Here is a 26,759-nt window from a genome sequence, read left to right on the forward strand (position 1 = left end):
GTTTGCGGCGATAATTTCTGATGAAAAACTAAAATTAATAATCCGCGCCCCACGCACCAACCTTATCATCAAATTGGTGCGTTACGCTTTGGCTAATCCACCCTACTGGACTGTTTCAGCTAATTTGGTGTATTAGAAAAATGCTATAAATTCTATAATCTAAGACTTTAAGCCGAAATCTATTGCCCTATTTTAGCTGAAACAGTCCACTACGATTGATGTTTTTGTTTGAGCGCGATCGTTTATAATCAAAATATCATTATTTTGGAGTCAAAGAAAAATGCGTAAACAGACCATTCAATATACATCTTCTTTAGATGCTTTGATTGCCGTTGCCAAGCGGCTTAGCGTCTATGAAAACCAACATAAAATGGATTCCGAAGATTTTTATAACGAATACAATCAGGGAATATTGTCAGATGATATAGCGGTTCTCGCATCTGTGCGGCACACTTAAACCTTTGCTGATTAAGCTGTTCAGGATCGGGAATGTACCTCTTGTGAATCAGAAACGCTATATAATCTTTATAGAATGGGCAAACGATTATCGTCATTACCTTGCTTTGCGTCAAGAATTAGAACAAATATTAAATCATGCTGCTTAAACTTTTATCTGATTACCTCAATCAAGTGCGATCGCCGATCTGGTAGGGTGCGTTCCCTGAAACCTTTGCGACTGCGACATGATTTGATATTCGGGAACGCACCACCCTTAAGGTTATGGTTTCGGTTGGTTACGGTGTTGGGGGTTTGGGAAGGAGAATTTAGATTAAAATAGATAACAGATAATTAGCAAAGTCTGCTCATAATGCCGAATATTATCTGGTCGGATTACTTACAATATCGAGCCAAACTGAGAGGATTTGAACTTGCCAAAATAGAAGAGATTCTCAAATACTCTGGAGAAAGGTACTACGATAATGAAACGGGTCGTCTTATTGCCGTAGGCAAGCATGATAATAGTTTAGTAATTATTCCTTATGAATACGATGATAATTTTATAACTCCTGTCACCATTCATGCGACAACACGCCAACAAATTCGATTTCGCCTAACAACTGGGAGATATACTATCCATGAGCAAACCTAAAATGAGATACTTTGAACAAGAAGACATTCTTCATTTAACTATTTCTGATGAACCAGAAGCTAACAGTGTAGAAATTAATCCAAATATTACGGCTGAACTTAATGATTTAGGAGAATTAATTGGCCTAGAGATTACTAATGCTAGTTCTTTTATCCGAGATTCAATTTTAGAGTCAACCCAAGGAAAAATATTAAATTTGTCCCCCCAATGACTTATTGAGTGCGATGCCGAAGGCACTGCCTAGCAGTACGCCGATCTTGTAGGGTGTGTTAGACGGCGATAATTTCTGATAAAAAACTCAAATTAACAATCCGCACCCCACGCACTAACTTTATTATTAAATTGGTGCGTTACGCTATCGAAAAGCTCACTCTACGAGTTAGTGCGCTCGCCTGTGGCTGGGGTTGAGGGTTGAATAGAGCAAATTATAAATAAAGCAAAATCGATGAGAACCATTCCCTTAACTTTAGAACAGCTTATTTAAGCAGTACAACAATTGTCGCCTGAAGAACGAATTGCGATCGCCTGATCGGGTAGAGAACAGGGACGTATTGCCTAAGACGGATAACAGAAGGTAGGGGTAAGTCACGACTCCCTGATCACTAATTTTTGATAAGCTAAGAGACAGTAGTGCGAAACGTTTAGGCATGAAATAGGGAACCAAATGCCCGAAATAACCGCCTAGTAAGGTCTTCAGTCCCCTGACTGCATCTAACAGGTCAACCCAGACCAGCCTTATAACTGTTTATATGTCCCGACGTTTAGTATCAATACGATACCAAACTAGGCAAAGGGACTCAAGGTCAATACACTTTGTAACAATTATTCACAAATTGTTACAAAGGTGAGAGTAACGGCGATAGCCACCCCCAGATTCAGAAGTCACAATTCTGGGACTGAAGCGGGGAACGGAAGGCTCCGAGGTGTAACCTAACACCAGAATCGAGACCACTGCCAACCATCCATGATTAGGTGTGAACCGAATGTCCGACCTGAACCATCGTAATTAGCTAGTAGTGAAATAGGTTGACACACTGCGTTCAAAAGAACAAGGGGAAAAGTAAGGAATTTACTAACTCACTTACACAGACCTTTAAAAGTACCCCGATGGATAGGACAAATCTAAAGATGGAATGCCCATATAAACGGAACGTGATAAGCCCTTTCAGGCTCTGAGTATCGGTCGAAATACCCAGTAGTGACAAGTGTAAGCGCAAGCCTTCAAGGGTGTGAGATGTAACCAAAAGCCAACGCCTGACGGTAATAGTCAGGATATGCTAACAGGTTACGGTTTGATTGTAAGGATAGAGTCTAGTAGGAGTCTATATGACGAAATCGAGAGAAGGTAAAGGGTTCGGGAAACCGAAAACCACTAAGACTACGAATGTATGGAAAGCTATCAACTGGGGTAAAATCCAAAGATATGTTTTCAAGCTCCAAAAGAGAATATACCAAGCGGCTAAATCGGGACAGAATGCAAAGGTTAGAAGGTTGCAACGTCTATTGGTGAAATCATACTATGCCCGTCTATTAGCAGTTCGCAAAGTAACCCAAGATAATCAAGGAAAGAAAACAGCAGGAGTCGATGGAGTGATAGCAATATCCCCAGAGCAAAGGCTAAATCTAACCGAAGAAATCAAGGGAACACTTAAAGCAAAACCGTTAAGAAGAGTATGGATTCCTAAACCAGGCAGGGATGAAAAACGTCCACTAGGAATACCAACCATCAAAGACAGAGCTAGACAAGCGTTGATTAAATCGGCACTCGAACCAGAATGGGAGTCAAAAATGGAAGAAACCAGCTACGGTTTTCGACCCGGAAGGTCTTCCCATGATGCAATCGCCAGAATATTTACAACCATCAATAAAAGTAGCTACTTCGTATTAGATGCTGATATTGCCAAGTGTTTTGACCGAATTAATCACAACTTCCTACTGTCAAAGATTCATTGTCCAAGCTCCCTAAAGAAAGACATTAAACAATGGCTCAAAGCAGGAGTCTTGGATAACGGCGTATTTGAAGAAACAGAAACAGGGACACCACAAGGAGGGGTAATAAGTCCACTACTTGCTAACATCGCACTGGATGGAATGGCAAGATTAATCGAAACACTATTCCCCAAAAAGGGTAGTAAAACTCAAGCTGTTCTAATAAGATACGCCGATGATTTTGTAGTAATTTCACCATCACTCGAAATCATTGAACAGTGCCAAACTGCCATTTCTGAATGGTTAAAACCGATAGGACTAGAACTCAAACCAGAAAAAACCAGAGTGTGTCATACACTCAACCCCATTGAGTACAATGGGAAAACAGAAGAACCCGGTTTTGATTTTCTAGGATTCAATATCAGACAATATCCAACAGGAAAGTACAAATCTGGGAAAACAGGAGGGAGAGGAAGCCAATTAATTGGTCACAAAACCCACATCAAACCCAACCAAAAAGCAGTTAAAGCCCACACAGAAGCGATTAAAGGTGTAATCAAAAAACACAAAACAGCACCTCAATCAGCCCTGATTAGTCACTTAAACCCAATCATTAGAGGTTGGGCTAACTACTACTCAGGAGTAGTATCTATGGATACCTTCAATAAACTAGACAATACAATCTGGTTAATGTTAAGGGCATGGACAGTATCAAGATGCGGTAAAGCGAACCACGAAAAGCTGAGAAACTACTTTAGACCGGGTACAGTTAAACTCAGCAATGGGAAAGAAAGACACGAATCTTGGTTATTTCAAACCAAAGATGGTCTCTATCTATGGAAACATAATTGGACACCAAATGTCAGACATACCCTAGTACGCCCCGAAACTTCACCTTACGACGGAAATTGGACCTACTGGGCAACCAGAAGAGGACAAGCAATCGACACACCGACAAGAGTAGCCAAACTACTTAAGAAGCAACAAGGCAAGTGTAGCCGATGTGGGCAGTATTTCACCCCATCGGATTTAATTGAAGTTGACCACATTCACCCTCTCAGCTTAGGCGGAAAGGATGAATATAAGAACCTTCAATTACTACACCGCCACTGTCACGATGATAAATCGGCATCTGATGGAAGCCTAAAATCATCTGGTTTGACAATTTCAGAAGTCAAACTAGATAATACAAGGTTAACCAAAGGAAGTCAAGCTGTATCCTTAACAAGGGAACAGTCAAACTAGGAGCCGTGTGAGGTGAAAGTCTCATGCACGGTTCTGAATGGGAGGGGAGGTCGGTGACGACCTTCTCGACCCCTAATATTATAATTTCGTCGTCAATCCTATGATTTTGCCAGGTAGTACCGTTCGAGTCACCAATCCCGATGATACCTACTATAAATTTGAAGGTTTAGCCCAGCGTTTAAGCGATGGGAAAGTGGCCGTTCTTTTTGAGGGGGGCAACTGGGATAAGTTAGTTGCCTTTAATCTCTCGGAATTAGAAGAAGTAATTATTGCCCCGGCTAAAGGCAAAAAATAACCATGCGTCCACCCTTACCGCAATTGGCCACGGATAACCGCCATCCCGATCATATCGCCGAAGTTATCGAGACGACGACGACCGAGTTTTTAGCGCAATGTTTGGAACCAGAGGAGTTAAACTTTCCTTTTATGCCCGCTTTTGGTAGTTGGGTAAAAGCCTACGATGAAGAAACGGGTAATAAGATTTTTGGGATTGTCACCTTTGCCACCACTGCACCCATCGATTCGGTACATCGCGCTAGAGCTTTGGGGTTATCTTTGGCTGAATTGCGGGAACAACAGCCGCAGATTTTCGCTATGTTAAAAACGGAATTTCGGGCAACTATTGTCGGTTTTGAAACCCTGCCTGGACAATTTAATGGCAATGGTGCCGGGCGAGGTTATATCTATCAATATATTCCTCCCCGGCCTCCACAAATTCATCAGGCAGTTTATCAATGTGAGTCGTTAGAAGTGGTTTATTTTAGTGAACAATTAGACTTTTTACGAATTTTATTACAGGTCAAGAATACTCCCGTGGAAGCTTTGGCAGCTGCTTCTATCCGTCAGATGTATCAATTGCGTCAAGCCGATCGACAATGGTTAGTGAATGTGGGCAGACAGTTAAGTGTTTTACTTAAGGATGATTATGATCGCTTGCGTTATATTCTCAGTCAAATTCATATTAGTCCTTAGATGATGGCGTTGTCAGATCAGAAGAGGAAAGATGCAATGCTCCGGTGCTGATTCGGAGCATCTTTCCATTTGACAAAGCCGATTGTAGGGCTAATTCATGAATTAGCCCTACGCCGATTGTAGGGCTAATTCCACTGCTAAATCGAGCGACTCTTGTTCCCCACTTAAGCCCAACTATCGGCACTATTCGTTCATTAAACACTAATTGTCAAGATGCCATGTAATCTTTCCTATCAAAGTAATTTCAGTTCCGGTGCTGATTCGGAGCATCTTTCAATTTGACAACGCCAGGTTTTTAGATTCATTCAGCCCGCCCTATCTAGGGATTGCCACCACCCACAGCGATGCCAGTACCATAAATCTGAGCATTTGTCAAGTTAATTCTCTCCATCGATGCACCTGTCACATCGGCATCATAAATCACGGCACTGGTGAAATTGACTCCATCGAGATCAGCTTGATTGAAACTGGCATTAGTCAGAAAAGCTGCGGTCAAATTTGCGCCTTCTAGGTTAGCATCCGTCAAATCCGCGCCCTCTAAGTTAGCTTCCTCTAGATTAGCTCCTTGTAAATTCGCTTTTCTCAAATCAGCACCGATTAGATGCGCCCCTCTTAAATCAGCACCGCGGAGATCACAGCCCGGACATTCCCGCGTATTCAATAACTGTTGTACCTGTTGAGGATTTTCCGCACCGACGGGGTTAATCAGCAGTAAGGAGGCTAGGGAACCTAGGGCAATCATTAAAGTCCTTTTCATCGTTTTCGCCTCCTCTTTCGTTTTCTTCTCTACTTTTAGGATAGGAAAAAAGCTGCTAACCAACTTCCCCCGATCGGGCTAATTCTCCTGTTATCTCACTTTTACTTGCTTTTGCTAGTCGATCTCTCCTTTCATGACTGTTGCGATCGCTGCTCGGGCATTTTCCTTAAATTCCTTGACATCGACGCGACTTAATAACCAAACTGCCAGGATCATTCCCAATGCTTGCACGAGGAAAACTAAGCCATAGGCTAAAACCGGACTAGAAAAGACAACTTTACCGATATTTAAAATCGTACCCCCTAAAACCGTGGCCAATCCCCGTGCGATCGCTTGTGATAATCCCCAAGCGCCGATAAAAGTTCCTGCGGTTTCGGCGGCGGTTAAATCTAACATTAAACTGGTAGCTCCGGCGGTAATCATTCCCGAAGCTAAACCGAAAAAGAGCAAGCTTGATTTTAATAAACTTTGGTTAGCAGAAAAGCCGGCAAAAATCAAGAGAATAAAACAAATTGTTGCAAAAATACAGCCATATTTAGTGGTTTTTTGTTTACCGATGCGGGGAATGAGCATAAATCCCGTGGCAGCAATACCAAAAAGGGTTCCGGTTCCCCAAAAAGCGTTCAATTGGGTGGTTTGGGCGATACACATCCCAAAAACCTCGCCGCCAAAGGGTTCCATAATTGCATCCTGCATAAATAAACTCAAAGTCATCATCAGCAGAAAGGTGAAAAATAAACCGGTTTGCCGACTAGCGGTGAGAACTTGTAGGGCATCTTTAAAGGTAATTTGATCCTCTCTTTGCACAAGAGTGGACCGGCTACTAAAACGAGAATATTTTTTTTCTACGCCAAAAGTCGCTAAAATACAGAGAACGAAAACGATAGCGGGCATAATCGCGAACACGGGGTTAATACTCGCCTGTAGCTGCGGAATATTGGCTATAGGGGCTGATTGAGTCGGATCATAGGTCAAAATATTTGTACCGCAGATATTGGGAGTATCCAGCAAACGAGAACTAACGATCGCCCCGACGACGATTCCCACCATCAGCATTGACCAAACTATAGCAACTAATTGCGATCGATTATCTTCATCGGACACATCCACCAAGAGGGCAGCAAAAGGGGTAGAACTGGCGCTTAAAGCGAGTCCGTAGAGGGCGAAAATTAAGGCCAAGAGGGCAATCCAGGCGTAGGAAATGGTATTCCATCCCGAAGTTTGAATACTAAGTCCCAATTGCCAGACTACCTGCAAAGCAACAAAAGCTAAAGCGGTAAAAACTGCCGCTCCAATCCAGACATAACCGCTGCGATGATGACCAAAAATAGTTTTACCGTCGGATCTTTGCCCAAACCAGATGCGTGCTGGACTAACAAACTGGTGCATAGCGATCGCAGCTGCGGCAAGAAAGGGTAAAACTTTTAACTCATCGATCATAATCCGATTGAGAACCCCCAAAGTCAGCAGGGACATAATACCTAGTCCCATCTGAAAGAGTCCTAAGCGAAACATGGTGAAAAGTCCCAGTTTTGGCAGGGGTTTTGGGGATGAGTGAGTAGAATTGGAGATATCGCTGGTAGCCATGGTTAAATCAATACAAAAAAAGCCAGTATTTAAAAATTTAACGCAGGACGAGCAGACATCTTCTGGGGATTTAAGTTTCTGTGTCCAATAACCAAGTGGTCAGATCTGTCAAGCTGGTAAAATCGAGCAGCGCTTCTCCTAAAGTTTCTAATTGTTCTAGGGATAGTTCTTGGATTTGTTGGCTTAAAGTTGAGGATATTTCACCTAAACGACGGTTAAGTAGTTGTAGAATCAAAGAAACCGCTTCTGATTGTCTTCCTTTTTCTTGGATGTCCTGATCAATGACTGATTCGCCCATAATTTCTTCTCTTAATAAGCTTCTGATGATTTCCTTACTTAATACTAACCCCGCCAGAATTGCTGTAGCGGCGGCTAAATTGCTTTTTTCAGTTCTACCCTTGATATTAAGTAGGTGGGTGGAATTAAATATAAGATGAACGTAGGTTGGGTTGAAGCATGAAACCCAACGCCCGATTATGTTACGCTACCGCTAACCCATCCTACAAATAATTGTGCCTCCCTACTTATCAATTTTTGTGGCTACTTTGGCCAAGATTTTCCTATTGTATTATCCATTTTCCTGTAACTGTATGTTCGAGTTAATCGAGATCGCAAAAAATGGAGATTTCTACGATCCCATCTTCCCCATTGTCCTCCCCGATGCCAAAATCTACAACCCCAAAGACCGACTAAAATAGACTCAATACTGGGAAACCGAAAGTAAAGAACTAGAAGAAACCATGAAACAGAGAGGAATCGCCAACCTGCGAGGAATTATCGACGATCTAAATCTTGGCACCGTGATCCAGAAGTCAAATCGTCAAGTGCTTACTCTGTAATGATTATAATCGATTCGATCTTTGTTTAGCGTTGAAGTTCCCTTAGGAATAAATTGGGTCTTTTTCCAGCAAACCTAGCAATTTTTGCATTTTAATCCAAACTCTTCTCATTTGCCAGAATTTACTTTTTTCCATGGCGGCTATTTTACTGTCAGCTTTTTGTAATTCCTCGTCTCTTTCTCGATAATCCAATTGGGTTTTTTGCAATTCTTGTTGCAATTCTTGTCCATGGATTTCTAATTGTTTAATTCGTTCTCTAGCCCGTTCCAACTGAGCGAATATATCGACTCTTAAGGTGACTAAAGCAGTAAAAATGGCTTGGATATTTTGGGAGTAAAGTTGGGGATGATTATAAAAAAGTTGGGTGTAGGAATAGATCTAGTGTTCTGCGGTCATTGAGCGACTCATAGAATCAGCTTTTTGTCGATAGAAAAATAACAATTCTGGGATACGATAGACTTCTCGACCTAATTCGATCAGAGATAACCAAAAATCGTGATCTTCCCAACCATAAATTAAATTAGTATTATAGCCGCCCACAGTTTCCCAATCAGATTTCCGAAATAAACCGGAGCAAAATATTATATTATCTACTAATATATCGGGAAATTTATACTCAGGCAGCGGCCAAATTCCTTGTCTATCGCCAAAATATTCCGCTTCGCAATAAACTATACCTAATTGCTCATTACTTTCTAGCAAAGCAACCGCTTTTTCTAGATAGGAATCGGCAATTTTATCATCAGCATCAAGGGTAAGAATATAGGTTCCTTGCCCTTGGGCAATTCCTAGATTTCTCGCTGTGGCAACCTCTTGATTTTCTGTGCGGATGATCCAGGTTTTTGGCTGTTGATAATTTTGTAAAATCTCGATGGTTTCTGGTTCTGTGGATCCATCATCAACGACCAGGATTTCAAAGTTTTGGTATGTTTGCACTAAAACAGATGTGATCGCATCATCAAGATAGCGACCTTAATTATAGCAAGGAATAATCACGGAAACTTGAGGAACATGACTCATTGAGGGAAATTCTCTCCTACTCGAGCAAAAAACTAGGTTATCAATAGCTTATCCCAAAAGTTCCCCTTTCTCGTTTTTCTAAGTAAAGGAAGTGTTGATATCCCTACTAGCAATTTCGGGACAGTAGGACATATTATGGATAAATTCTTAAATTATTCCGATTGGTGGACAAAATCACCCAATTGGGTGATCCCCGTGAGGGAAGCATCTCTTTTTAATAGAGGATAAGTTATTCAATAATCCGATTATCATTACCAATGATCCTTACATCATGGAAGCTCATCAACAAAAACAACTCCGCACTTTCCTCTTGGAAAAATTAGCAATTTCTCCCCGTTCCTTCGATATGGCTGTGCGTCTCTGTGAAGCATCGGTGGGTTCTTTGCCGATGGTTTTATGGCAGTACGGTTTAATCGATTTGTCGCAATTGAATCAAGTTTTTGACTGGATGGAAACTGTATAATTATTTTCCAAGAATATGCTCATTAATTATCATTTTTATTAAGAGAATTGACCAAGTTCCAGAGCAGCGAGTTCCTGCAATTTATTTATTAAGTCCCGTTAAGGTTTGCCCTAGCAGAAAATCTCACCTTTGCTGGGACTAATTAAACCAGCTATCAGCCGCTATTTCCCCCCGTTTTAATTCGAGATTGATCTGGTATAAAATACTAATTTCTCGCCAAAGTAAGGTAGAAACAAACTTAATATACCATAGGTTCTTGAGTTAGGCATCGACTATATGAAACTCTTTCAGGGCCGGATAGAAGTTGAGATTTTCATGACCCGGACGACTGAGTTTAATCAGGGCAAACCGTTGGGATGGTGGCAATTTTTGCCATTGTTCTAAACTAATTTCGATCTGGAATTCTCTAGCTTTTTCTCGGACTGTATCGGGAATCTGGCTATCATCTAGCCAAGCAGGATCGGGATCTATTGCTAGTTCTTCCGGGGGATTGCCAGTTTTTTCGGCGATTAATTTTTGCAGAAAATCTCGATAGATTTTGGCTTCTGCTGCCGTCGTACAAGCCATATTAACTAATACCATTCTTTCTGGTTGAGTTAACTGCATCCAATGGGATAATTTTAATTTAACTCCACAGGTATCTAGTTTCATTCTCACGGCCATCGGTATGCAACGTAAGGAGTCAACAAATTCGGATTCAAAGTCAAAAAAGGTGTTCATATTATTGCCTTGGTTTACTGAGGATAAATCTATAATACAGCACCAGGGTATAATTGCTGGGCAAAATGGTATTTTTATTGAATAAACTTGGCTCGATATTGATGACTAGAAACGAGAATTTCCTCTATTTCCTGCCATTTTTCTCCTGCAATATAGTCAACAATTTGATCAAGATTTTGCCGATAATTTGTCAAGGATATCAATAAAGCTTGACGATTGTATTTAGCCATCATTAAACCTAATTCGGGATTGCCACCACCGACGCGACTGGTATCGCGAAAACCAGAACTAGCTAAATTTTCCGCTAATTCTCGAATATTCAGGTCTTGTTCTTTCGCACAAGCTTGGATTAAACTGGTACTAATCATTACTGGCAGATGGGAAATCCATGCCACGGCTCGATCGTGTTCTTCGGGGGAGGAATAATAAATTTTACAGCCTAATTTCTGCACGATTTCAGTTAAGATTTCCACGGCAAAGTTAGGGGTAGATTCAAGGGGAGTAATCAGATATGGGGCATTGACAAATAAACCACATTGTGCCGCATTAATTCCCTGTTCGGTTTTCCCAGCCATAGGATGACTACCGACAAAATTTGGCCACAATTGGCCACAATTGGCTACAATTACCCCTTTAACTGATCCCACATCGGTGACAATGGTTTGGGTTTTTAAATAGGGAGTTAATTTTTCCAAAGTTGGCACAATTAAATGTATAGGAGTACAGATAAAGATTAAATCGGCAGTAGCTAATAATTCTAAACTGGTGCTAGATTCATCTACAACTCCTTTTTGCACAGCGATATCACAGGTGTATTGTTGACGAGAAACTCCCAAAACTTTATAACCTTGTGAGCGGAAATCTAAGCTCAAGGAACCACCAATTAAACCCAGTCCAATAATGCCAATATTCATTAGGTTTACTCAAAGATAATTTCGTCTTCTAGTCGCCAAGCAGGATCGACAATGCACAAGAAAATTAAGGGTTCCTCCCCACAATTATGAATATATTGTTTAGCTAGAGGAGGTATATAAATGGCAGCACCGACAGTCACTAATTGCACTTCCTCATCGATGTGCATTTCCCCTTGTCCTTGCAAAATATAATAAACTTCCGCAGTTTTTAAAGCGTGGGGAGTAGAAGTTTCCCCCACATCTACCCAGGCGTGGGCTAAACTATAACGTAGATTTAACGGCTGTTTATCGGGATGCAATAACTCGCGCAATCGGGTATGATCACCGGCGATGAATTCCTCACATTCGAGCAGTTTTCTGATTAACATAGTAAAATTAAACCTCGAAGATTGTTTTTATTTTATCATTGAGTCAAAAGCTAAAGACTAATAGCCGTTATCATAGAAATATTCAGCATCGCCAGAATTAACGAATGACTTGGTTAGAACATAGTGTACAGGTAGAAGTGGACGCGCCGATCGATCTGGTTTGGGCTCTCTGGTCAGATTTAGAACAAATGCCCCAGTGGATGAAATGGATCGAATCGGTGAAAATTCTAGAGGAGGAGCCAGAGCTTTCCCGTTGGAAGTTAGCCAGTGGTGGTCTAGAATTTACTTGGTTGTCACGGATACTGAAAATTGTCCCCCACCAGATGATTCAATGGGAATCCGTGGACGGGTTGCCTAACCGCGGGGCAATTCGTTTTTATGACCGTCATGGTAGGAGTATTGTGCGACTGACAGCAGCCTATGCTATACCAGGTTGGTTAGGAAAATTGATGGATAATCTTTTCCTCGGTCGAGTGGTGGAATCAACCCTGCAAGCCGATCTAGAGCGTTTTCGCCTTTATGCTCTCAATATTGTCAATAATACGCCGCCAAGGTGAGTTGACATACTCCCACCGTCAAGCTACGCTGTGACGGGGGATTCTTGACCTATCACTATCGGAAATTCCTTGTTCGACGAGACAACTTAGATTCTCAATGTCTCCACTGAAAACCCAGAGGCCGGACTCTCCCAAGGCGTTTGGGTCGGTTTCTGTTTGCCCAACAGTACCGTTGAGATGATTTCCCAAATATTTCAACCCTTTTTTAAGAATGTTGATGGCTGCATTATGATCCCTATCCAAGACTGTTTTACAATTGGGACATTGATGAGTTCTAGTGCTTAATGTTTTTTGAACTCGCGTACCACAAACTGAACAATCTTGAGAAGTGAAATGCGGCGGCACAGCAACACAAACAATCCGATAAATCTTGGCAAAAAATTCAAACCATTGAGTGAATTGATACCAAGAAGCATCAGAAATCGACTTGGCAAGCTTACGGTTTTTGACTAAGTTTCTTACCTTTAAAGCTTCATAGACTACCAGATCATTAGACTGGACTAACGCCAAAGCGTCTTTAATCGCTTTGTCTTTACGTTGTCTTGATACTTTAAGATGAAGCCTAGCTACTTTTATCCGTTGCTTGTGATAGTTTTTCGACTGTTTCTTTCCTTGACGAAATCGTTTTGATAATCTCCTTTGTGCTTTTTTCAGTCGTTTTTCTGACTTGCTTAAATAACGTGGATTCTCTACAGTATTACCTTGGGCATCGGTATAAAATTCCTTTAACCCTAAGTCAATTCCTGTTATTTGTCCCGTTGGTTTATGGTATTCTTGCCGTTCTACGTCAATCAAAAACTGACAATAATAACCATCGGCACGTCTAACAACTCTTACCCGTTTAATCTGTTGATCTGAATAATAAACTAAGGTTTTCTGACTACACCATAAATCAAATTCCCCTGCTTTAAAACCATCAGTGAACTTGATTTTACGTCGATTATCAGATAGTTTGTAGCCTGTTAGTTTATACTCAACCGAACGGCTATGTTTTTTGGTTCTTCGTTACTTGGTATGGTTCGATAGGGGGGCATAAATCGACTAAATCCTTATCTGGCAAGAGACTTAATTGATTAGTTCGCTCTAGAGCAAAAACAATTGAAAAAAATCGCTAAATGCCCTTCTATATAAGGGTTCCATCCCTTATAACCCCCGTCCATTGCATAACACAAACCGAACGGCTATGTTTTTTAAACCGAGGAAAACCCTTTTTCCCCGGTATCTTAGCATGACAATTCTGGTAAAATCGATTAATTGATTGCCAGGCTCTATCAGCAGCCGATTGACGTGCTTGTGAGTTTAATTTATTAACCCAAGGTGTTTCTTTGTTGTCTGCTAGTACAGCACAAAGTTTTTGGAGATCATTGCGGGTTGTCCCTTGATTGTCCAGCCAATAACGAACACAAGAGTTACGCACAAACTGAGAAGTTTTGATAGCTTCATCAAGCTGGTGATATTGCTCTGGTGTCCCGTTTTTTAACTTGGCTTCTACGACTAGCATCTAACAATTCTCGACCATTGGCTAAGTTAAGTATAACACAGTTTACTCACAGATGGTAGAATTAAACCGATGCTCTGGGGTTGATATTCTGGTCGGATTTCATCCCCCGCAAAGGTGAGTATCTTGTTGAAAAATGTAGCGGGGGCATTCATCCGACATTTTCGGTAATAGTTTCCTATAATCAGGGTTTTATCTCTAGTGGGACTTAGACAAAAAACAAATCGAGAAAAGCCTCAACTCCAATCCCCGCTTGGGATTTACTTCGAGAAGCCCAAAATCGCTGAAACCCAGATAGATCAAGGAAAATCATCAATCGAGGTTAACCCTTTGTCCCGTAATGGTTTGAGCCTTTTTTGCTGACCGAAAACGCCTAAGTCCCACTAGAAAAGTCCCTGTTTACTTAATAAAGAAACTTGGACAAATTTATATAATAATGCTTGGTAGTGAAGCTTCTCAATAATTGATTCCCCATGACTTGGTTATATAAAACCCCTGGTATTCCCGATGAATTGTTTGAACGTTTGCCCGGGATTCCCTTGAGTAAACGCGAGGTGAGATTATTGATGATTTCCGCTTTGAGGTTAGGTGATGGGGGGGTTTTCTGGGATATCGGGGCGGGAACTGGCACTATTCCCGTTGAAATTGGCTTATTATGCCCCAATAGTCCGATTATTGCCATTGAAAGGGATGAAGAAGTGGCCAGTTTAATCCGCCGTAATTGCGATCGCTTTGGGGTAAAAAATGTTACGGTTTTTGAAGGCAGCGCGCCCGATTGTCTGCCCAATATATCCCTAGCACCCGATCGCGTCTGTATCGAGGGCGGCAAACCGATTAAATCGGTTCTGCAAGAAGTGTGGCAATACCTGAAACCCAACGGCCGCATCGTGGCTACGGCCAATAATTTAGAAACCCTCTATCAATTTTCCGAAGGCTTTTCTAATTTACAGGCGCGTAATATCGAGATTGTCCAAGCGGCAGTAAATCGCCTAGAAACTAGGGGTATTCACCAAGTTTTTGCCGCCGTTGATCCCATGTTCATCCTGAGTGGCGATAAACTTTAATTGGGGATAACCTTCCATAAAGTTTTCTTAATCTATATAATTATGACAATGCCGCCTAACTTCTCTGGATTAACCATGCCTTGGCCACGCATTGTCAGCGCTATTTTTGCTATTGCCTTCGCACTGGGAATTATTATCGTTGGGGGTTGGTATTTCACCCTCGGCATCGGTGTTATCGTCTTTTTGGGACAATTGGAGTATTTTCGCTTAGTTCGCGCTAAAGGCATTGAACCGGCCGCTAAAACCACTCTCGTAGTTTCGCAATTATTACTACTGACGGCAACTATGGCAGCCCCCCTCACCGATGCCATGTTTCCCCTCGCTGGGGCGTTAATTTGTTTTTATCTGCTCTTTCAGCCCAAAATGGCGACAATTGCCGACATTTCCACCTCAATTCTCGGTCTGTTTTATGGTGGTTACTTACCTAGTTATTGGATTCGTTTACGGGTCGGTTTTTCTCCTGAAAGTGGTCCCGTGGCTATGGCCAGTAACTTACCCCTGATGGGATATTGGCCAGAATCGTGGATGGAACCGAAATTATTCCCGGCCGCTTTGACGGTGACTTTTCTAGCTTTCGGTTGCATTTGGGCCGCCGATATCGGAGCTTATATCATGGGAAAATGGTTAGGGAAAACCAGTTTATCGCTGATTAGTCCCAAAAAAACCGTGGAAGGTTCCTTTTTTGGGATTCTTGGCAGTATAGCGGTGGCCGAGGTGGGTGCTTGGTATTTAGATTGGCCCTATTGGCAGCTGACGGGCTTAATTTTGGGCTTATTAATTGGTATTGTCAGTTTATTGGGCGATTTGACCGAATCGATGATGAAACGCGATGCCGGGGTCAAGGATTCCGGGCAGTTAATCCCCGGTCACGGTGGTATACTTGATCGCACTGATAGTTATGTCTTCACCGCTCCCCTAGTATATTATTTCGTCACTTTACTGCTGCCCTTGTTGCGTTAGTAATTTGTATCTTCTCCAGTGCTAAATTCAAGATTAAACCCAAATTTGCGATTATGTCAGGAGTCGTCTATCCCCGGGGTAAAGTTTATCTTCTCGGTGCGGGAATCGGTCAGAGCAGTTTTCTCACCCTGCAAGCGCGAGCAATTTTAGCCACGGCCGAGGTTTTGCTGTATGATGCCCTAGTGGATAGTCAAATCTTCTCCCTCGTGCCGAAAACCTGTGTTTTAGTCGATGTGGGCAAACGGGGGGGACAACCCGGCGCCGAGCAAAATCAGATTAATCGGATATTGGTTAATTATTGTCAAGAGGGAAAACGAGTTATTCGGCTCAAAAGTGGTGATCCGGGGGTTTTTGGGCGAGTATATCCTGAAATGTTGGCCCTAAAGCGGGCTGGCTGTGATTTTGAACTGATAACTGGAATTTCCTCCGCTTTGGCCGCTCCTTTATTGGCCGGAATTCCCCTGACGGAAAAGGATATTAGTCGCTGTTTTGCGGTCTTGAGCGCTCACGATCCCGAGTCTCTCGATTGGTCAGCTTTAGCTAAAATTGATACACTGGTGCTATTGATGGCCGGTCAGTCTTTAGGGCAAATTATCGAGAAATTATGCCAAAATGGGCGGAATATTCACGACTCGATCGCTATTATCCGCCAGGCGGGACGCAAGGATCAACAAATTTGGCGCGGCACTTTAGAAAATATTCTCGCTCAAACCGCCGGGGTGTCCCTCTCACCCTCTATTATGGTCATTGGTCAAGTTGTGGATCTGGCGATTATGTCCTCTCCCCCACCCCTAGGAGGTAAAACTATTGTTATTACCCGTGCCGCCGAGCAAACGAGTCAATTTAGCGAAATTTTGCAAAATCAAGGCGCAGAAGTCCTAGAAATGCCCGCTTTAGAGATTCGTCCCCCCGACCGTTGGCAAGGTTTAGACGATGCCATCGCTCAGTTAAAAGAGTTTGATTGGCTGATTTTAACTTCTGCCAATGCTGTTAATTTTTTCTTTGATCGCTTGACATTTTGGGGAAAAGATGCTAGGGCTTTAGCAACCATAAAAATCGCCGTGGTGGGCAAAAAAACCAGCCAAGTTTTGCACTCACGGGGATTAAAAGCGGATTTTATCCCGGGGGATTTTGTCGCCGATGCCTTGGTAAACGAGTTTCCCGACCCGATTAGGGGGCAAAAATTCCTCTTTCCTCGCGTGGAAACGGGAGGCAGAGACATATTAGTTAAGGAATTAACGGCCAAAGCTGGTCAGGTGACGGAAGTGGCCGCATATTATTCCGGATGTCCGGCACGCATGGATAGGGGCATCTGGGAAGCGTTTCGAGATGGGAAAGTCGATATAGTCACCTTTGCCAGTTCCAAAACCGTCCAGAATTTTTATCGGTTATTGCTGCAAGAAACGGCAGAATTATCGGTTAATTCCCTATTAGAAAAAGTTTGTCTGGCTTCTATCGGTCCGCAAACTTCAAAAACCTGTCAAGAGTTATTTGGTCGTGTTGATATCGAGGCGCAAGAATACACCCTAGAAGGGTTGACTAGCGCTTTAATCGAGTGGAGTAAGACCTGAGATCCTCGCCGCCGTAAAACAGACGGCGATTCCCAAACCTGACGATAAACAAAGCCATAAAAATCTAGGAATCTCCCCATGAGTAACCCTATTATCATTGAAACTGACTTAAAAGATATTCTCGCTAAACTTGACAATCGGTTAGAGCGAATCGAAACAAAACTAGAAGTATTGCCGAAAATAGAGGCCGAAGTTTCCCAACTCAAAGAGGATGTCAGAAACCTGAAGGGAATCGAAACAAAACTAGAAGTATTGCCGAAAATAGAGACCGAAGTTTCCCAAATCAAAGAAGATGTCAAAGACTTGAAAGGAAGGGCAACGGCTCAAATATGGGCTTTGATAGTCACTGTTATCGGTGCAACTGTTGCAGCAATGATCAAATTCGGTTTTCTGACTAAAACTTAAATCATCATCAAAAACTAAGTTGGAACTAGACAAGTTCCAACCAGTAACAAAAAATTGACCTTGAATATTAACGACGGATTGGTGCCATCGCACCGTCGGCGGCGGCGCGAAAAGGTTCCACTGCCTCGCTATAATCGATCGGTAAAATAGCCACCACGTTATCATGAGGACGGGGAATAATTACCCAGGTTTCTAAAGCTGCCCCCTCGGTTTTATTGACGGCTTCAATGCCGGCAGCCATAGCGGTTTTTACCTCCTGTACATCCCCACGAATATTGAGGGTAAAACGGGCGCTTCCTGCCCTTAAATAGCCAACAATCGTGATCCGTCCTGCTTTTACCATCGCATCGGCGGCCGCTAGAATACCGGGGAAACCTTTGGTCTCGATCGATCCCACCGCGGGTTGGGCTGTCATAAATTAACTCCTAATAACAAAAATCAGATAAGTTTAATTGATAGAATCCAATCTATTTTCCAGTCTTTAACTATAGTCTAGTTTGGGGTAAATCGCTAGGGAAATTAACTGCGAAAACGGTCTGACTTAGGCGTATGCTGCACTGGTAAAACTGCCAGTACATTTTCTGGAGGATTCGGTACGATGTAATGACTGACCACATTACCACCAAAAGCGGTCATCGCCGCCGCTAATCCTGCCTCTACTGCTGGTTTAACCTCGGAAATCGGACCGCGAATCGCCACCAAAAATTCGCCCCTTTCCGCTAGATCAAAATAAACTAGGGTGACTCGTCCCCCTTTAACCATGGCATCCGCCGCCGCTAAAACGGGGGGAAAACCCAACGTTTGAATGACTCCGACCGCCTCGGGCATTTTTCCTGATCTCCTGCGAAAGCAACTTTACATTATACCCCGAACCTGTATTTATATTTTCTTCTGGAAATCCGCGACCGATCGAGCCTGTTTTTTCTCCAAATACTGTTGATGGGACTGATCGGCCAGATAATAATCTCCTGCGGGTTCGATCAAAGTAACGATATCCTGCTGAAACTTTCCCGATAGTTGTAGTTGACGCTTGCCAGCAGTGGCGATTAACTTTTGTTCTGGGGTGTGATAAAAAATAATCGATCGATATTGTTCTCCCCTGTCCGGTCCTTGGCGATTTAACTGAGTCGGATCATGGATTGACCAAAAAACGGCTAATAACGCCTCGTAGCTTATCTCTTGGGGATTATAGGCAATTTGTGCCACTTCCGCATGACCGGTAATTCGCGATAACACATCGAGATAACTAGGATTGGGGAAATTTCCCCCCATATAACCCACAGAAGTCGCTAAAACACCAGGTAAACGCCGAAATGCGTCCTCGGTTTTCCAAAAACAGCCGGCCCCAAAGGTAGCTTTTTCGCCGCTATTCATTTCCCCTCACATCCTTGGCAAATTCCACCACTGCTTTTGTAATTGCTTCGCTTAAATTAGCATAAACTTTGGCAAAAGGGGGAGCTTTTTCGGTTAATCCTAGGATATCCGCCGTTACCAACACCTGACCATCACAATCTTCCCCCGCACCGATACCAATCGTCGGGATAGTCAATTTATCGGTAATAGTAGCGGCTAAATTGGCGGGAATATGTTCCAAAACCAGGGCAAATACTCCCGCTTTCTCCAAGGCTAAAGCTTCCTCGATTAATCTTTGTGCATCCGATGGAGTTTTTCCCTGCTGACGGTATCCTAACCGATGGACTGACTGGGGAGTTAATCCGATATGACCCATAACAGGGATGCCTATCTCGGTTAAACGGCTAATAGTCTCGATCATAGCGGGATAACCTCCCTCTAATTTTACCCCTTGCACTCCCGCTTCCTTTAACATCCTTCCGGCGGAGTGAATTGCCTGACTGACACTTTCCTGATAGCTGAGAAAAGGCAAATCACAGACAACTAAAGCTTGTTTTACCCCACGAGACACGGCCGCCGCGTGGTGAATCATCGCCTCTAGGGTGATCGGTAAAGTGGTAGGATAGCCCAAAGCGGTCATAGCTAAGGAATCACCTACCAAGATAATATCAATTCCTGCCCGATCGAGCAGTCGCGCGATCGGATAATCCCAAGCTGTGAGGGTGACAATCGCGCGTTTTTGCTGTTTCCACTCGATTAATTTGCTGGTGGTGACTGCCATTATTTATTCACTGCGGACAGCTTCGAGGATACGGGAAAAATAGAAACGAGTGCTAGTCATACTCGTCCGTTCAATTTTAAAGCCATTTTCGTTGAGAGCGGCGACAATAGTTTTTTCCTTGTGTTGATAGGCGCGAGTGGTTTTACTCGGACCGGGGAAAAATTGACCAATTTTCTTGAGAATGGTTAATAAACAGGTTTTAGGGGCAAAACTGAGGATTAAACGGGATTGAGCTAGGGCTCCCAGGTGTTTAATCATTCCTAATGCTTCTTCTGTGGGATAGTGAATGAGAACATCAAGACAGATGACCGTGTGATATTGGCCGGTTAATGCTTCTAAATCTTGAACGGCAAAGGTGAGTTTGCTGGTATCTGCTAACTCTTTGGCTGCTCTTTCCTTGGCTTCTGTCACCATTTTCTCAGAAATATCACTGGCGAAAATAGTTGCGCCCGCTTGAGCGAGGGGAATACTAAGACTACCGACTCCACAACCGGCATCACAGATCGAGAGATTAGGCAAATTGTCATCACTTTCTAACCAACCAATAACGGTATCGATCGTCTGTTGATGACCGATGCGAATATCTTTTTGTACTTTGTTAACTTCGCCATCCCCATAAATCCGGCGCCAGCGATCGAATCCTGTGGCGTTAAAATAGTCCTTGACTATGGCTTTATCGTCTAATGTGTTGGTCATAACGAAATCTAAACGAGCGGAGATGGTTATTAGTTTATCCTACCTTAAAGATCCCAACCGTTGCCGCTGGGCTGATTCCTGAGCAGTCAGGAAAGGACCCGGAGCGATGGCAACTCTGTGCAAAAGCTTAATTTGTTTTCCACTTCACTTTTAGTTAACCTAAAGTGAATATCATGTAATCGTCCCAAGATTGATTAGTAAGGGTTCCATGTCAATTATTACCCATAGAACTAAGATCGTAGCCACGATCGGCCCTGCGAGTAATTCGCCAGAAGTCCTCAAGCAGATGATCGGTGCGGGGATGAATGTAGCGCGGCTAAACTTTTCCCACGGTAGCTACGAAGATCATGCGAGAGTTGTTACCCTTTTACGGCAAATTTCTCAAGAATTAGACAATCCTATCACTCTCCTGCAAGATTTACAAGGGCCGAAAATTCGCGTTGGTAATCTCCCCAATGGTTCCATTACCATCAACGACGGCGATTATCTCACCCTTGTACCCATGGATGAGTATCGGGGAGAAGCGAACACCGTTTCGATCGATTATCCCTATCTGGCCGAGGAAGCCAAGTTAGGTGAGCAAATTCTCCTTGATGATGGCTTATTAGAGCTAAAAATCGTTGAAATTAACGGAAAAGACCTAAAATGTCAAGTGTTGGAGGGAGGAATTCTCAAGAGTCGCAAGGGAGTCAATCTACCCCGTCTCAATTTGCGCTTACCTTCCATGACCGAAAAAGACAAACAAGACCTAGAATTTGGTCTTTCTCAGGGGGTTGATTGGGTTTCCCTCAGTTTTGTTCGTAAAGGAGAAGATATCAAAGCGATTAAGGCATTTTTAGCCGAGAGAAATCATGCGGATATGCCAGTGATGGCTAAAATTGAAAAACCGCAAGCGATCGAAAATTTGGAGTCAATTATCGAGGAATGTGACGGAATTATGGTGGCCCGGGGCGATTTGGGGGTAGAGTTAAGTCCCGAAAAAGTCCCCATGTTGCAAAAACGCATTATCAAACTCTGCAACATGAAAACCATTCCCGTCATCACTGCCACCCAGATGTTAGAAAGCATGATTAACAATCCCCGACCGACTCGGGCCGAGGCTAGTGATGTGGCTAATGCGATTATCGATGGAACCGATGCGGTGATGTTATCGGGGGAATCAGCAGTGGGAGATTTTCCCGTCAAAGCTGTGGCTATGTTGGCCAAAATCGCCCATGATGTGGAAGCGGATGTGAAGTTTGATAATGCTCCCCCCAATCAGTCCGATGAAACTCACGCTCTCAGTGAGGCTTTAGTGGCGATCGATCAAACCCTTGATCTCCGTTATATTGTCACTTTTACCACCTCTGGCTACACTTCGCTACTGGCTTCTAAGGAACGTCCCTCGGTTCCCGTCATTGCCATGACTCCCAATAAACGAGTCTATCACCGTCTCAATCTAGTCTGGGGTGTGATCCCGATTCTTCTTGATCATCAGGTGTCCGTCTTTGAGGATGTGTTAAAGCAAACGGAATCAATTCTGCTTCAGAAAAATCTAGCGCAATCGGGCGATAAAATCCTGATTATGGCGGGAATTCCCATGCAGAAAACTAAAGGCACCAATTTCCTCAAAATTCACAGGATTCCCTAAGTTCTAGGATTCAGGAGTCAGGGTACAGGAGATAGGAGATAGGAGATTATTTCTATTTATTCTCCCCACACCCCACACCCCACACCCTACACCCTACACCCCACTTCCCCACTTCCCCAAGAAAAACTTTTTGCCGCAAACCCTAGATACAGATTTCGGGCGGTGGATTGGTTGTGATAGATGTATAAATATCGATCGCTTGCTATCAATCTTGATGAAAAGACGATATTTTCTGGCTTTTATCGGCTCAATTGTCCTTAGTTGCTTATTATCTCCAGACATAAACCTTTTTTCCTCTACTATCGCCACTGCACAAACCCAGACAATTCTAGTTTCTGCCGCCGCTAGTCTCAAAGATGCCCTAGAAGAAATCAAGCCGGGGTTTGAAAAAGCCCATGCCAACATTAAAGTTAACTATAACTTCGGTGCGTCGGGAGCTTTGCAACAGCAAATTACACAAGGTGCGCCGGCCGATGTTTTCGTCTCGGCCGCGACTAAGCAAATGGACGCTTTAGCAAAAGCTGGTTTAATCGATAGAAGTACCAGAAGAAACCTGCTCACTAATCGCCTAGTTTTAATCGTTCCCAAGAATTCCACCCTAAAAATCAGCGATTTTCGTTCCCTGACTAACAGTAATGTCCAAAGAATTGCCGTGGGTGAACCGCGCAGCGTTCCCGTCGGTCAGTACAGCGAAGAAGTTCTGAAAAATCTCGGCATTTTAGAGCAAATAAAACCAAAACTGGTCTTGGCCAACTCTGTCCGTAATGTTCTCGCCGCCGTAGAAACTGGTAACGCCGATGCTGGCATTGTTTACCTCACCGATGCCAAAATTTCCGACCAAGTAAAAGTAGTGGCTACGGCTGCCAATAATCTCCATTCTCCGATTATTTACCCGATAGCTGTCATCAAAGCCAGTAAAAACCCGCAAGCTGCCAAGACTTTCGCCCAATATCTCACCAGCACAGCCGCTAAAAACATTTTTGAAAAATTCGGCTTCGGAATAGCCAGATAATTTAGGGGAAGTGGAGAAGTGGGGAAGTGGAGAAGTGGAGAAGTGGGGAAGTGGAGAAGTGGAGAAGTGGAGAAGTGGAGAAGTGGAGAAGTGGGGAAGTGGGGTAGTGGGGAATTTCAACTAAAACCCCAACACCCCAACACTCCAACACCCCAACACTCCAAAACCCCAAAACCCCAAAACCCCAAAACCCAACCCCTGACCCCTGAAAAATGCCAGACTTTTCCCCCCTATGGATATCCCTGAAAACCGCCACCATTGCCCTGATAATCATCTTTTTTCTCGGTATTGCCGCCGCTTATTGGATGTTAGGTTATCGTGGACGGTGGAAATCCCTAATCGAGGGAGTTTTCGTCGCACCCTTAATCTTGCCCCCGACGGTGCTAGGCTTCATTTTACTGCTCCTATTCGGCAAAAACGGACTATTAGGACAGTTATTAGACTTATTTAACTTTCGCGTCGTTTTTACTTGGTATGCCGCCATTATCACCGCGACGGTGGTGGCTTTTCCCCTGATGTACAAAACCACCCTAGGGGCTTTTGAACAGGTGGATGCCAACATCCTACAGGTTGCCCGCACTCTGGGCGCGACGGAGAGAAAAATATTCTGGCGCGTACTTTTGCCCCTCTCCTTCCCCGGAGTATTAGCGGGATTAACCCTAGCTTTTGCCCGCGCTTTGGGGGAATTTGGGGCGACTTTGATGTTAGCGGGTAATATTCCGGGGCAAACTCAAACTATCCCGATGGCGATTTTCTTCGCTGTGGAAGCAGGAGCGATGACTGAGGCTTGGATATGGGTGTTTATTATCATATTAATCTCCCTATCGGGGATTATCGCCGTTAATCTCTGGCAAAGTCAACGCAAACAGCAATTAGGACGACCGGGAGAAAGCAAACCTAACGAGATGGAGGACTGGCTGCCACCCTGTTGGGGTCGCGATTTTGCCCTTTTAGAAGCTGAAAATCAGCATTATAGGGATAAAATAGGCTTATTTGTCGATATAGAGAAATATTTACCCGGTTTTAACCTCTCGGTAACTTTTAACTGCCAAAATCAGCCCCTAGGACTATTAGGGGCTTCGGGATCGGGAAAAAGCCTGATTTTGCGATCGCTGGCTGGTGTGGAAACGCCCTCAAGGGGTCGTATTGTCTTAAATGGGCGCATTCTCTTCGATTCCGAAAAGGGAATTAATCTCCCCAGTCGTCAGCGTCGTATCGGTTTTGTGGTGCAGAATTATGCCCTTTTTCCCCATCTCACCGTGGCAGAAAATATCGCTTTTAGTCTCCCCAAAAACTTATCTAAAAAAGTTATTAAACAGCAGATTGCCAACCAATTAGAATTAGTGCAGTTACCCGGCATGGAAAACCGTTATCCCCATCAATTATCGGGGGGACAACAACAACGGGTCGCCATCGCTCGCGCTTTAGCTAGTCGTCCGGAAGCTTTATTATTAGATGAGCCTTTTTCTGCCCTTGATACCCATCTACGCGCTCAATTAGAACGTCAGATGATCAAAACTTTAAGTAATTACGATGGCGTGACAATTTTTGTTACCCACAATATGGATGAAGCCTATCGAATATGTGAGAATTTATTAGTTATGGAAAAAGGTCGGGCAATTGCTAATAATTCTAAACAGAAAATTTTTGAGCGACCAGATAGCGTTAGTTTGGCCAAGATTACGGGCTGTAAGAATTTTTCCCGTGCTATTATCATTAATAATCAACAATTGGAAGCCATTGATTGGGATGTTAAATTACACACCATCCCCGGAATTCCCGACTATTTAGCTCATACGGGAATTCGCGCCCATCAAATTATTTTTGGTCGAGATTTAGGCGATATTAATACTTTTACCTGTTGGTTAGCTAATGCCATTGAAGGACCCCATCGGGTGACTCTCTATCTGAAACTTAATCAACCCTCCAACCACGACCGCGATTTTCATATCCAAGCAGAGTTATATAAGGATAAATGGTTAGAAATTAAGGAGCAAGCTTTGCCTTGGACTGTTACTTTATCTCCCCAGCGTTTATTATTATTAAAGTAATGGGTTAATTTTTATCAAGTGCTGACAGATATAGAGCTTCTAAAATCCCAGACCATCCCGTTAAATACCCGCTCGTGTCATTAGTTAGTAAAAATGTTATATATGGAGTTATAAAATCATGGCTAAAAAGGAATCTTGTGATTGGATAATGCGAGTGGATTTACACTTACCCACTCCTGATGAAATGCCAGATGAAATGTTAGAAATAGCATCATCAATCGCGTGGGTTAATTACCGAGTGGAGGGGCCAGGTTGTCTGTGGCTGATGGTTAATTCCTGCTGTGAACCTAAATTTATGTATCTGCCAGATATCAAGTTAAAACGAATTGCCGAAAGAGCGCATCCAGAGGTAGATATTTACGATCCAATTAACGAACTCCTGCTGTTAGTTAGTCCCAATTGGGAAATATTTTCAGGGGAATTAGTGGGAGATAATGAAACACATTTTTATTACCGAATTAACGTCAAAAAACGAGTAGGAAAATCCTGTGAAGATTGCTGGGAGGTTTGGGGAGAAAAGTTAGGAGAAGTTGGTCGAGAAGGAATGGTAAAAGTAGTGGAAGATGTCTAAAGTGTCGATTGAGTAATTGATTGCTCACCACAGAGACCCAGAGGACACAGAGTTTTTTAAGTAATTTTTCTGATTAATGAAATAGTGTTATATTGGTAGTTAGGATATGGGAAAAAGGCAAGGAAGCGGTTCGGATTTTGTGCTGTCCTTTGGGTGCGGGGTAAAAAATTAGAAGAAAAAGCCCGCAACCCCCTCAGAGGTATTTTAGAGGGCTACATTCCGCACTTCAGAAGGAGGTTCAAGTTATTGAAATAGTTTCAAAAGCCAACAAAAAAAATCAGTTGTATGGTGCGGAGTTAATCGTAGCTGATAGATGGTTCCCCAGTAGCAAAATCTGTTCCAATTGTGGATACAAAAAAGAGTCTCTATCTTTATCCGAAAGAGTTTTTGATTGTGAACAATGCTCTTTTGTTTGTGATAGAGACTTGAACGCTAGTCTCAATCTAGCTTCTTTGGCGGTGAGTTCCACCGTGTCAGCCTGGGGAGTAGATAGTGCCGACACTGCTACCTTGAAGCAGGAAATTAGCTTCAAATTTGCTCATGAGTAGATTTGAGTAAGTTTAATAGAGTTCTTGCATAATTAATTTTTGAGAGGGCAAAAATGAGAAAAATAAGCATAAAATTGCATAAAATAACCAAATAGAGCATTTAATTGATTAATGCTCATTCTTAATTCTCCTGACTACTGACTACTGGCTCGGAGACT

At 43.1% G+C, this 26,759-nt stretch carries 28 protein-coding genes and 5 pseudogenes; 18 read left to right on the top strand and 15 right to left on the bottom strand.

Annotation, left to right across the window (positions count from 1 at the left end; translation table 11 throughout):
* Positions 1-280 precede the first annotated feature (280 nt).
* The 6 genes from O9290_RS28545 (at position 281) to O9290_RS17960 (ending at position 5,236) form a co-directional block, all read left to right on the top strand.
* Positions 281-457 carry a hypothetical protein gene (locus O9290_RS28545; protein ID WP_002759300.1) on the top strand — a complete coding sequence of 59 codons (177 nt, stop codon included), beginning with the start codon at positions 281-283 and terminating at the stop codon, positions 455-457.
* Positions 458-808: 351 nt separating this feature from the next.
* The gene (locus O9290_RS17940) at positions 809-1,090 is read left to right on the top strand and encodes a hypothetical protein (protein WP_288056688.1); all 282 of its coding nucleotides are present in this window, start codon (positions 809-811) and stop codon (positions 1,088-1,090) included.
* A 1-nt stretch (position 1,091) separates the two neighbouring features.
* Positions 1,092-1,301, top strand: a complete 210-nt coding sequence (locus tag O9290_RS17945; protein WP_223211798.1) for a DUF2283 domain-containing protein — start codon at positions 1,092-1,094, stop codon at positions 1,299-1,301.
* 1,115 nt (positions 1,302-2,416) lie between these two features.
* Complete coding sequence (gene ltrA / locus O9290_RS17950) at positions 2,417-4,264, top strand: group II intron reverse transcriptase/maturase (RefSeq protein ID WP_002763643.1); 1,848 nt, start codon at positions 2,417-2,419, stop codon at positions 4,262-4,264.
* Between the two features lie 100 nt (positions 4,265-4,364).
* A complete protein-coding gene (locus O9290_RS17955; RefSeq protein WP_288056687.1) occupies positions 4,365-4,559 on the top strand; it encodes an NAD(P)H dehydrogenase subunit NdhS in 195 nt (64 codons plus the stop codon).
* 2 nt (positions 4,560-4,561) lie between these two features.
* Entirely contained in the window at positions 4,562-5,236 is a 675-nt protein-coding gene (locus O9290_RS17960) for an HAS-barrel domain-containing protein (protein WP_002759297.1), read from the top strand.
* 319 nt (positions 5,237-5,555) lie between these two features.
* On the opposite strand, the gene O9290_RS17965 is transcribed toward O9290_RS17960, so the two are convergent.
* The 3 genes and pseudogenes from O9290_RS17965 to O9290_RS17975 form a co-directional block, all read right to left on the bottom strand.
* On the bottom strand, positions 5,556-5,993 hold the full coding sequence (locus tag O9290_RS17965) for a pentapeptide repeat-containing protein (RefSeq protein ID WP_012267829.1): 438 nt from the start codon (positions 5,991-5,993) through the stop codon (positions 5,556-5,558).
* A 114-nt stretch (positions 5,994-6,107) separates the two neighbouring features.
* A complete protein-coding gene (locus O9290_RS17970) occupies positions 6,108-7,580 on the bottom strand; it encodes a BCD family MFS transporter (RefSeq protein WP_043998970.1) in 1,473 nt (490 codons plus the stop codon).
* Between the two features lie 70 nt (positions 7,581-7,650).
* A pseudogene (locus O9290_RS17975) lies at positions 7,651-7,986 on the bottom strand (DUF4351 domain-containing protein); the annotation flags it as partial.
* Positions 7,987-8,092: 106 nt separating this feature from the next.
* Here O9290_RS17975 and O9290_RS17980 point away from each other — a divergent pair.
* A complete protein-coding gene (locus O9290_RS17980; RefSeq protein ID WP_155120374.1) occupies positions 8,093-8,278 on the top strand; it encodes a hypothetical protein in 186 nt (61 codons plus the stop codon).
* Between the two features lie 183 nt (positions 8,279-8,461).
* Here O9290_RS17980 and O9290_RS28245 read toward each other — a convergent pair.
* A pseudogene (locus O9290_RS28245) lies at positions 8,462-9,439 on the bottom strand (glycosyltransferase).
* Between the two features lie 271 nt (positions 9,440-9,710).
* Between O9290_RS28245 and O9290_RS17995 the strand changes: the two are divergent.
* On the top strand, positions 9,711-9,902 hold the full coding sequence (locus tag O9290_RS17995) for a DUF2949 domain-containing protein (RefSeq protein ID WP_002758191.1): 192 nt from the start codon (positions 9,711-9,713) through the stop codon (positions 9,900-9,902).
* Between the two features lie 261 nt (positions 9,903-10,163).
* Here O9290_RS17995 and O9290_RS18000 read toward each other — a convergent pair whose 3' ends face one another.
* The 3 genes from O9290_RS18000 to O9290_RS18010 form a co-directional block, all read right to left on the bottom strand.
* Positions 10,164-10,622, bottom strand: a complete 459-nt coding sequence (locus O9290_RS18000) for a nitrate reductase associated protein (RefSeq protein ID WP_002758190.1) — start codon at positions 10,620-10,622, stop codon at positions 10,164-10,166.
* 74 nt (positions 10,623-10,696) lie between these two features.
* A complete protein-coding gene (locus tag O9290_RS18005) occupies positions 10,697-11,536 on the bottom strand; it encodes a prephenate/arogenate dehydrogenase (RefSeq protein WP_002758188.1) in 840 nt (279 codons plus the stop codon).
* Between the two features lie 5 nt (positions 11,537-11,541).
* Entirely contained in the window at positions 11,542-11,904 is a 363-nt protein-coding gene (locus tag O9290_RS18010; protein ID WP_002736559.1) for a cupin domain-containing protein, read from the bottom strand.
* 104 nt (positions 11,905-12,008) lie between these two features.
* Between O9290_RS18010 and O9290_RS18015 the strand changes: the two genes are divergently transcribed.
* Positions 12,009-12,461: an SRPBCC family protein gene (locus tag O9290_RS18015; protein WP_002758186.1), complete on the top strand. Its 453-nt coding sequence runs from the start codon at positions 12,009-12,011 to the stop codon at positions 12,459-12,461.
* A gap of 18 nt (positions 12,462-12,479) precedes the next feature.
* On the opposite strand, the pseudogene O9290_RS18020 reads toward O9290_RS18015, so the two are convergent.
* Both O9290_RS18020 and O9290_RS18025 read right to left on the bottom strand, forming a co-directional pair.
* A pseudogene (locus O9290_RS18020) lies at positions 12,480-13,451 on the bottom strand (RNA-guided endonuclease InsQ/TnpB family protein); the annotation flags it as partial.
* 193 nt (positions 13,452-13,644) lie between these two features.
* Positions 13,645-13,962: pseudogene (locus O9290_RS18025) on the bottom strand (RNA-guided endonuclease TnpB family protein); the annotation flags it as partial.
* A gap of 470 nt (positions 13,963-14,432) precedes the next feature.
* On the opposite strand from O9290_RS18025, the gene cbiT reads away from it, so the two are divergent.
* The 4 genes from cbiT to O9290_RS18045 all read left to right on the top strand — a co-directional run bounded on the left by cbiT (position 14,433) and on the right by O9290_RS18045 (position 17,959).
* Positions 14,433-15,023 (top strand): precorrin-6Y C5,15-methyltransferase subunit CbiT, encoded by a 591-nt coding sequence (gene cbiT / locus O9290_RS18030; protein WP_002732225.1) that lies wholly within the window; start codon positions 14,433-14,435, stop codon positions 15,021-15,023.
* Positions 15,024-15,065: 42 nt separating this feature from the next.
* Complete coding sequence (locus O9290_RS18035) at positions 15,066-15,983, top strand: phosphatidate cytidylyltransferase (protein ID WP_272013528.1); 918 nt, start codon at positions 15,066-15,068, stop codon at positions 15,981-15,983.
* A gap of 53 nt (positions 15,984-16,036) precedes the next feature.
* Positions 16,037-17,554 (top strand): uroporphyrinogen-III C-methyltransferase, encoded by a 1,518-nt coding sequence (cobA, locus tag O9290_RS18040; protein ID WP_002758179.1) that lies wholly within the window; start codon positions 16,037-16,039, stop codon positions 17,552-17,554.
* 78 nt (positions 17,555-17,632) lie between these two features.
* Positions 17,633-17,959, top strand: coding sequence for a coiled-coil domain-containing protein (locus O9290_RS18045; protein WP_288059598.1), 327 nt, complete (start codon positions 17,633-17,635; stop codon positions 17,957-17,959).
* Positions 17,960-18,026: 67 nt separating this feature from the next.
* Here the strand turns inward: O9290_RS18045 and O9290_RS18050 are convergent, their stop codons facing one another.
* The 5 genes from O9290_RS18050 to bchM form a co-directional block, all read right to left on the bottom strand.
* Positions 18,027-18,374: a carbon dioxide-concentrating mechanism protein CcmK gene (locus O9290_RS18050; RefSeq protein WP_002733188.1), complete on the bottom strand. Its 348-nt coding sequence runs from the start codon at positions 18,372-18,374 to the stop codon at positions 18,027-18,029.
* A gap of 104 nt (positions 18,375-18,478) precedes the next feature.
* Positions 18,479-18,787 (bottom strand): carbon dioxide-concentrating mechanism protein CcmK, encoded by a 309-nt coding sequence (locus O9290_RS18055; RefSeq protein ID WP_002732196.1) that lies wholly within the window; start codon positions 18,785-18,787, stop codon positions 18,479-18,481.
* A gap of 51 nt (positions 18,788-18,838) precedes the next feature.
* Positions 18,839-19,333, bottom strand: coding sequence for a peptide-methionine (S)-S-oxide reductase MsrA (gene msrA, locus O9290_RS18060; protein ID WP_002758175.1), 495 nt, complete (start codon positions 19,331-19,333; stop codon positions 18,839-18,841).
* Entirely contained in the window at positions 19,326-20,093 is a 768-nt protein-coding gene (panB, locus tag O9290_RS18065) for a 3-methyl-2-oxobutanoate hydroxymethyltransferase (protein WP_002758173.1), read from the bottom strand. The genes msrA and panB overlap by 8 nt, the downstream gene beginning before the upstream one ends.
* 3 nt (positions 20,094-20,096) lie before the next feature.
* On the bottom strand, positions 20,097-20,789 hold the full coding sequence (gene bchM, locus O9290_RS18070; RefSeq protein ID WP_288059597.1) for a magnesium protoporphyrin IX methyltransferase: 693 nt from the start codon (positions 20,787-20,789) through the stop codon (positions 20,097-20,099).
* 208 nt (positions 20,790-20,997) lie between these two features.
* Here bchM and pyk point away from each other — a divergent pair, with 208 nt between their 5' ends.
* Together pyk and modA are read left to right on the top strand one after the other, a co-directional pair.
* Positions 20,998-22,419, top strand: a complete 1,422-nt coding sequence (gene pyk / locus O9290_RS18075; RefSeq protein WP_002758171.1) for a pyruvate kinase — start codon at positions 20,998-21,000, stop codon at positions 22,417-22,419.
* A gap of 214 nt (positions 22,420-22,633) precedes the next feature.
* The gene (gene modA, locus O9290_RS18080) at positions 22,634-23,431 is read left to right on the top strand and encodes a molybdate ABC transporter substrate-binding protein (RefSeq protein ID WP_288023292.1); all 798 of its coding nucleotides are present in this window, start codon (positions 22,634-22,636) and stop codon (positions 23,429-23,431) included.
* Position 23,432: 1 nt separating this feature from the next.
* On the opposite strand, the gene O9290_RS18085 is transcribed toward modA, so the two are convergent.
* The gene (locus tag O9290_RS18085; RefSeq protein WP_288059595.1) at positions 23,433-23,582 is read right to left on the bottom strand and encodes a hypothetical protein; all 150 of its coding nucleotides are present in this window, start codon (positions 23,580-23,582) and stop codon (positions 23,433-23,435) included.
* Positions 23,583-23,643: 61 nt separating this feature from the next.
* On the opposite strand from O9290_RS18085, the gene modB reads away from it, so the two are divergent.
* From modB to O9290_RS18100, 3 genes and pseudogenes are all read left to right on the top strand, one after another.
* Positions 23,644-25,482, top strand: coding sequence for a molybdate ABC transporter permease subunit (modB, locus tag O9290_RS18090; RefSeq protein WP_288059593.1), 1,839 nt, complete (start codon positions 23,644-23,646; stop codon positions 25,480-25,482).
* A gap of 118 nt (positions 25,483-25,600) precedes the next feature.
* Entirely contained in the window at positions 25,601-26,053 is a 453-nt protein-coding gene (locus tag O9290_RS18095; protein ID WP_288023290.1) for a hypothetical protein, read from the top strand.
* A 272-nt stretch (positions 26,054-26,325) separates the two neighbouring features.
* Positions 26,326-26,601 (top strand): annotated as a pseudogene (locus tag O9290_RS18100) (zinc ribbon domain-containing protein); the annotation flags it as partial.
* Positions 26,602-26,759 lie beyond the last annotated feature (158 nt).

The organism is Microcystis sp. LE19-41.2A (assembly GCF_027530405.1).
In the GTDB taxonomy this organism is placed as follows: domain Bacteria; phylum Cyanobacteriota; class Cyanobacteriia; order Cyanobacteriales; family Microcystaceae; genus Microcystis; species Microcystis aeruginosa.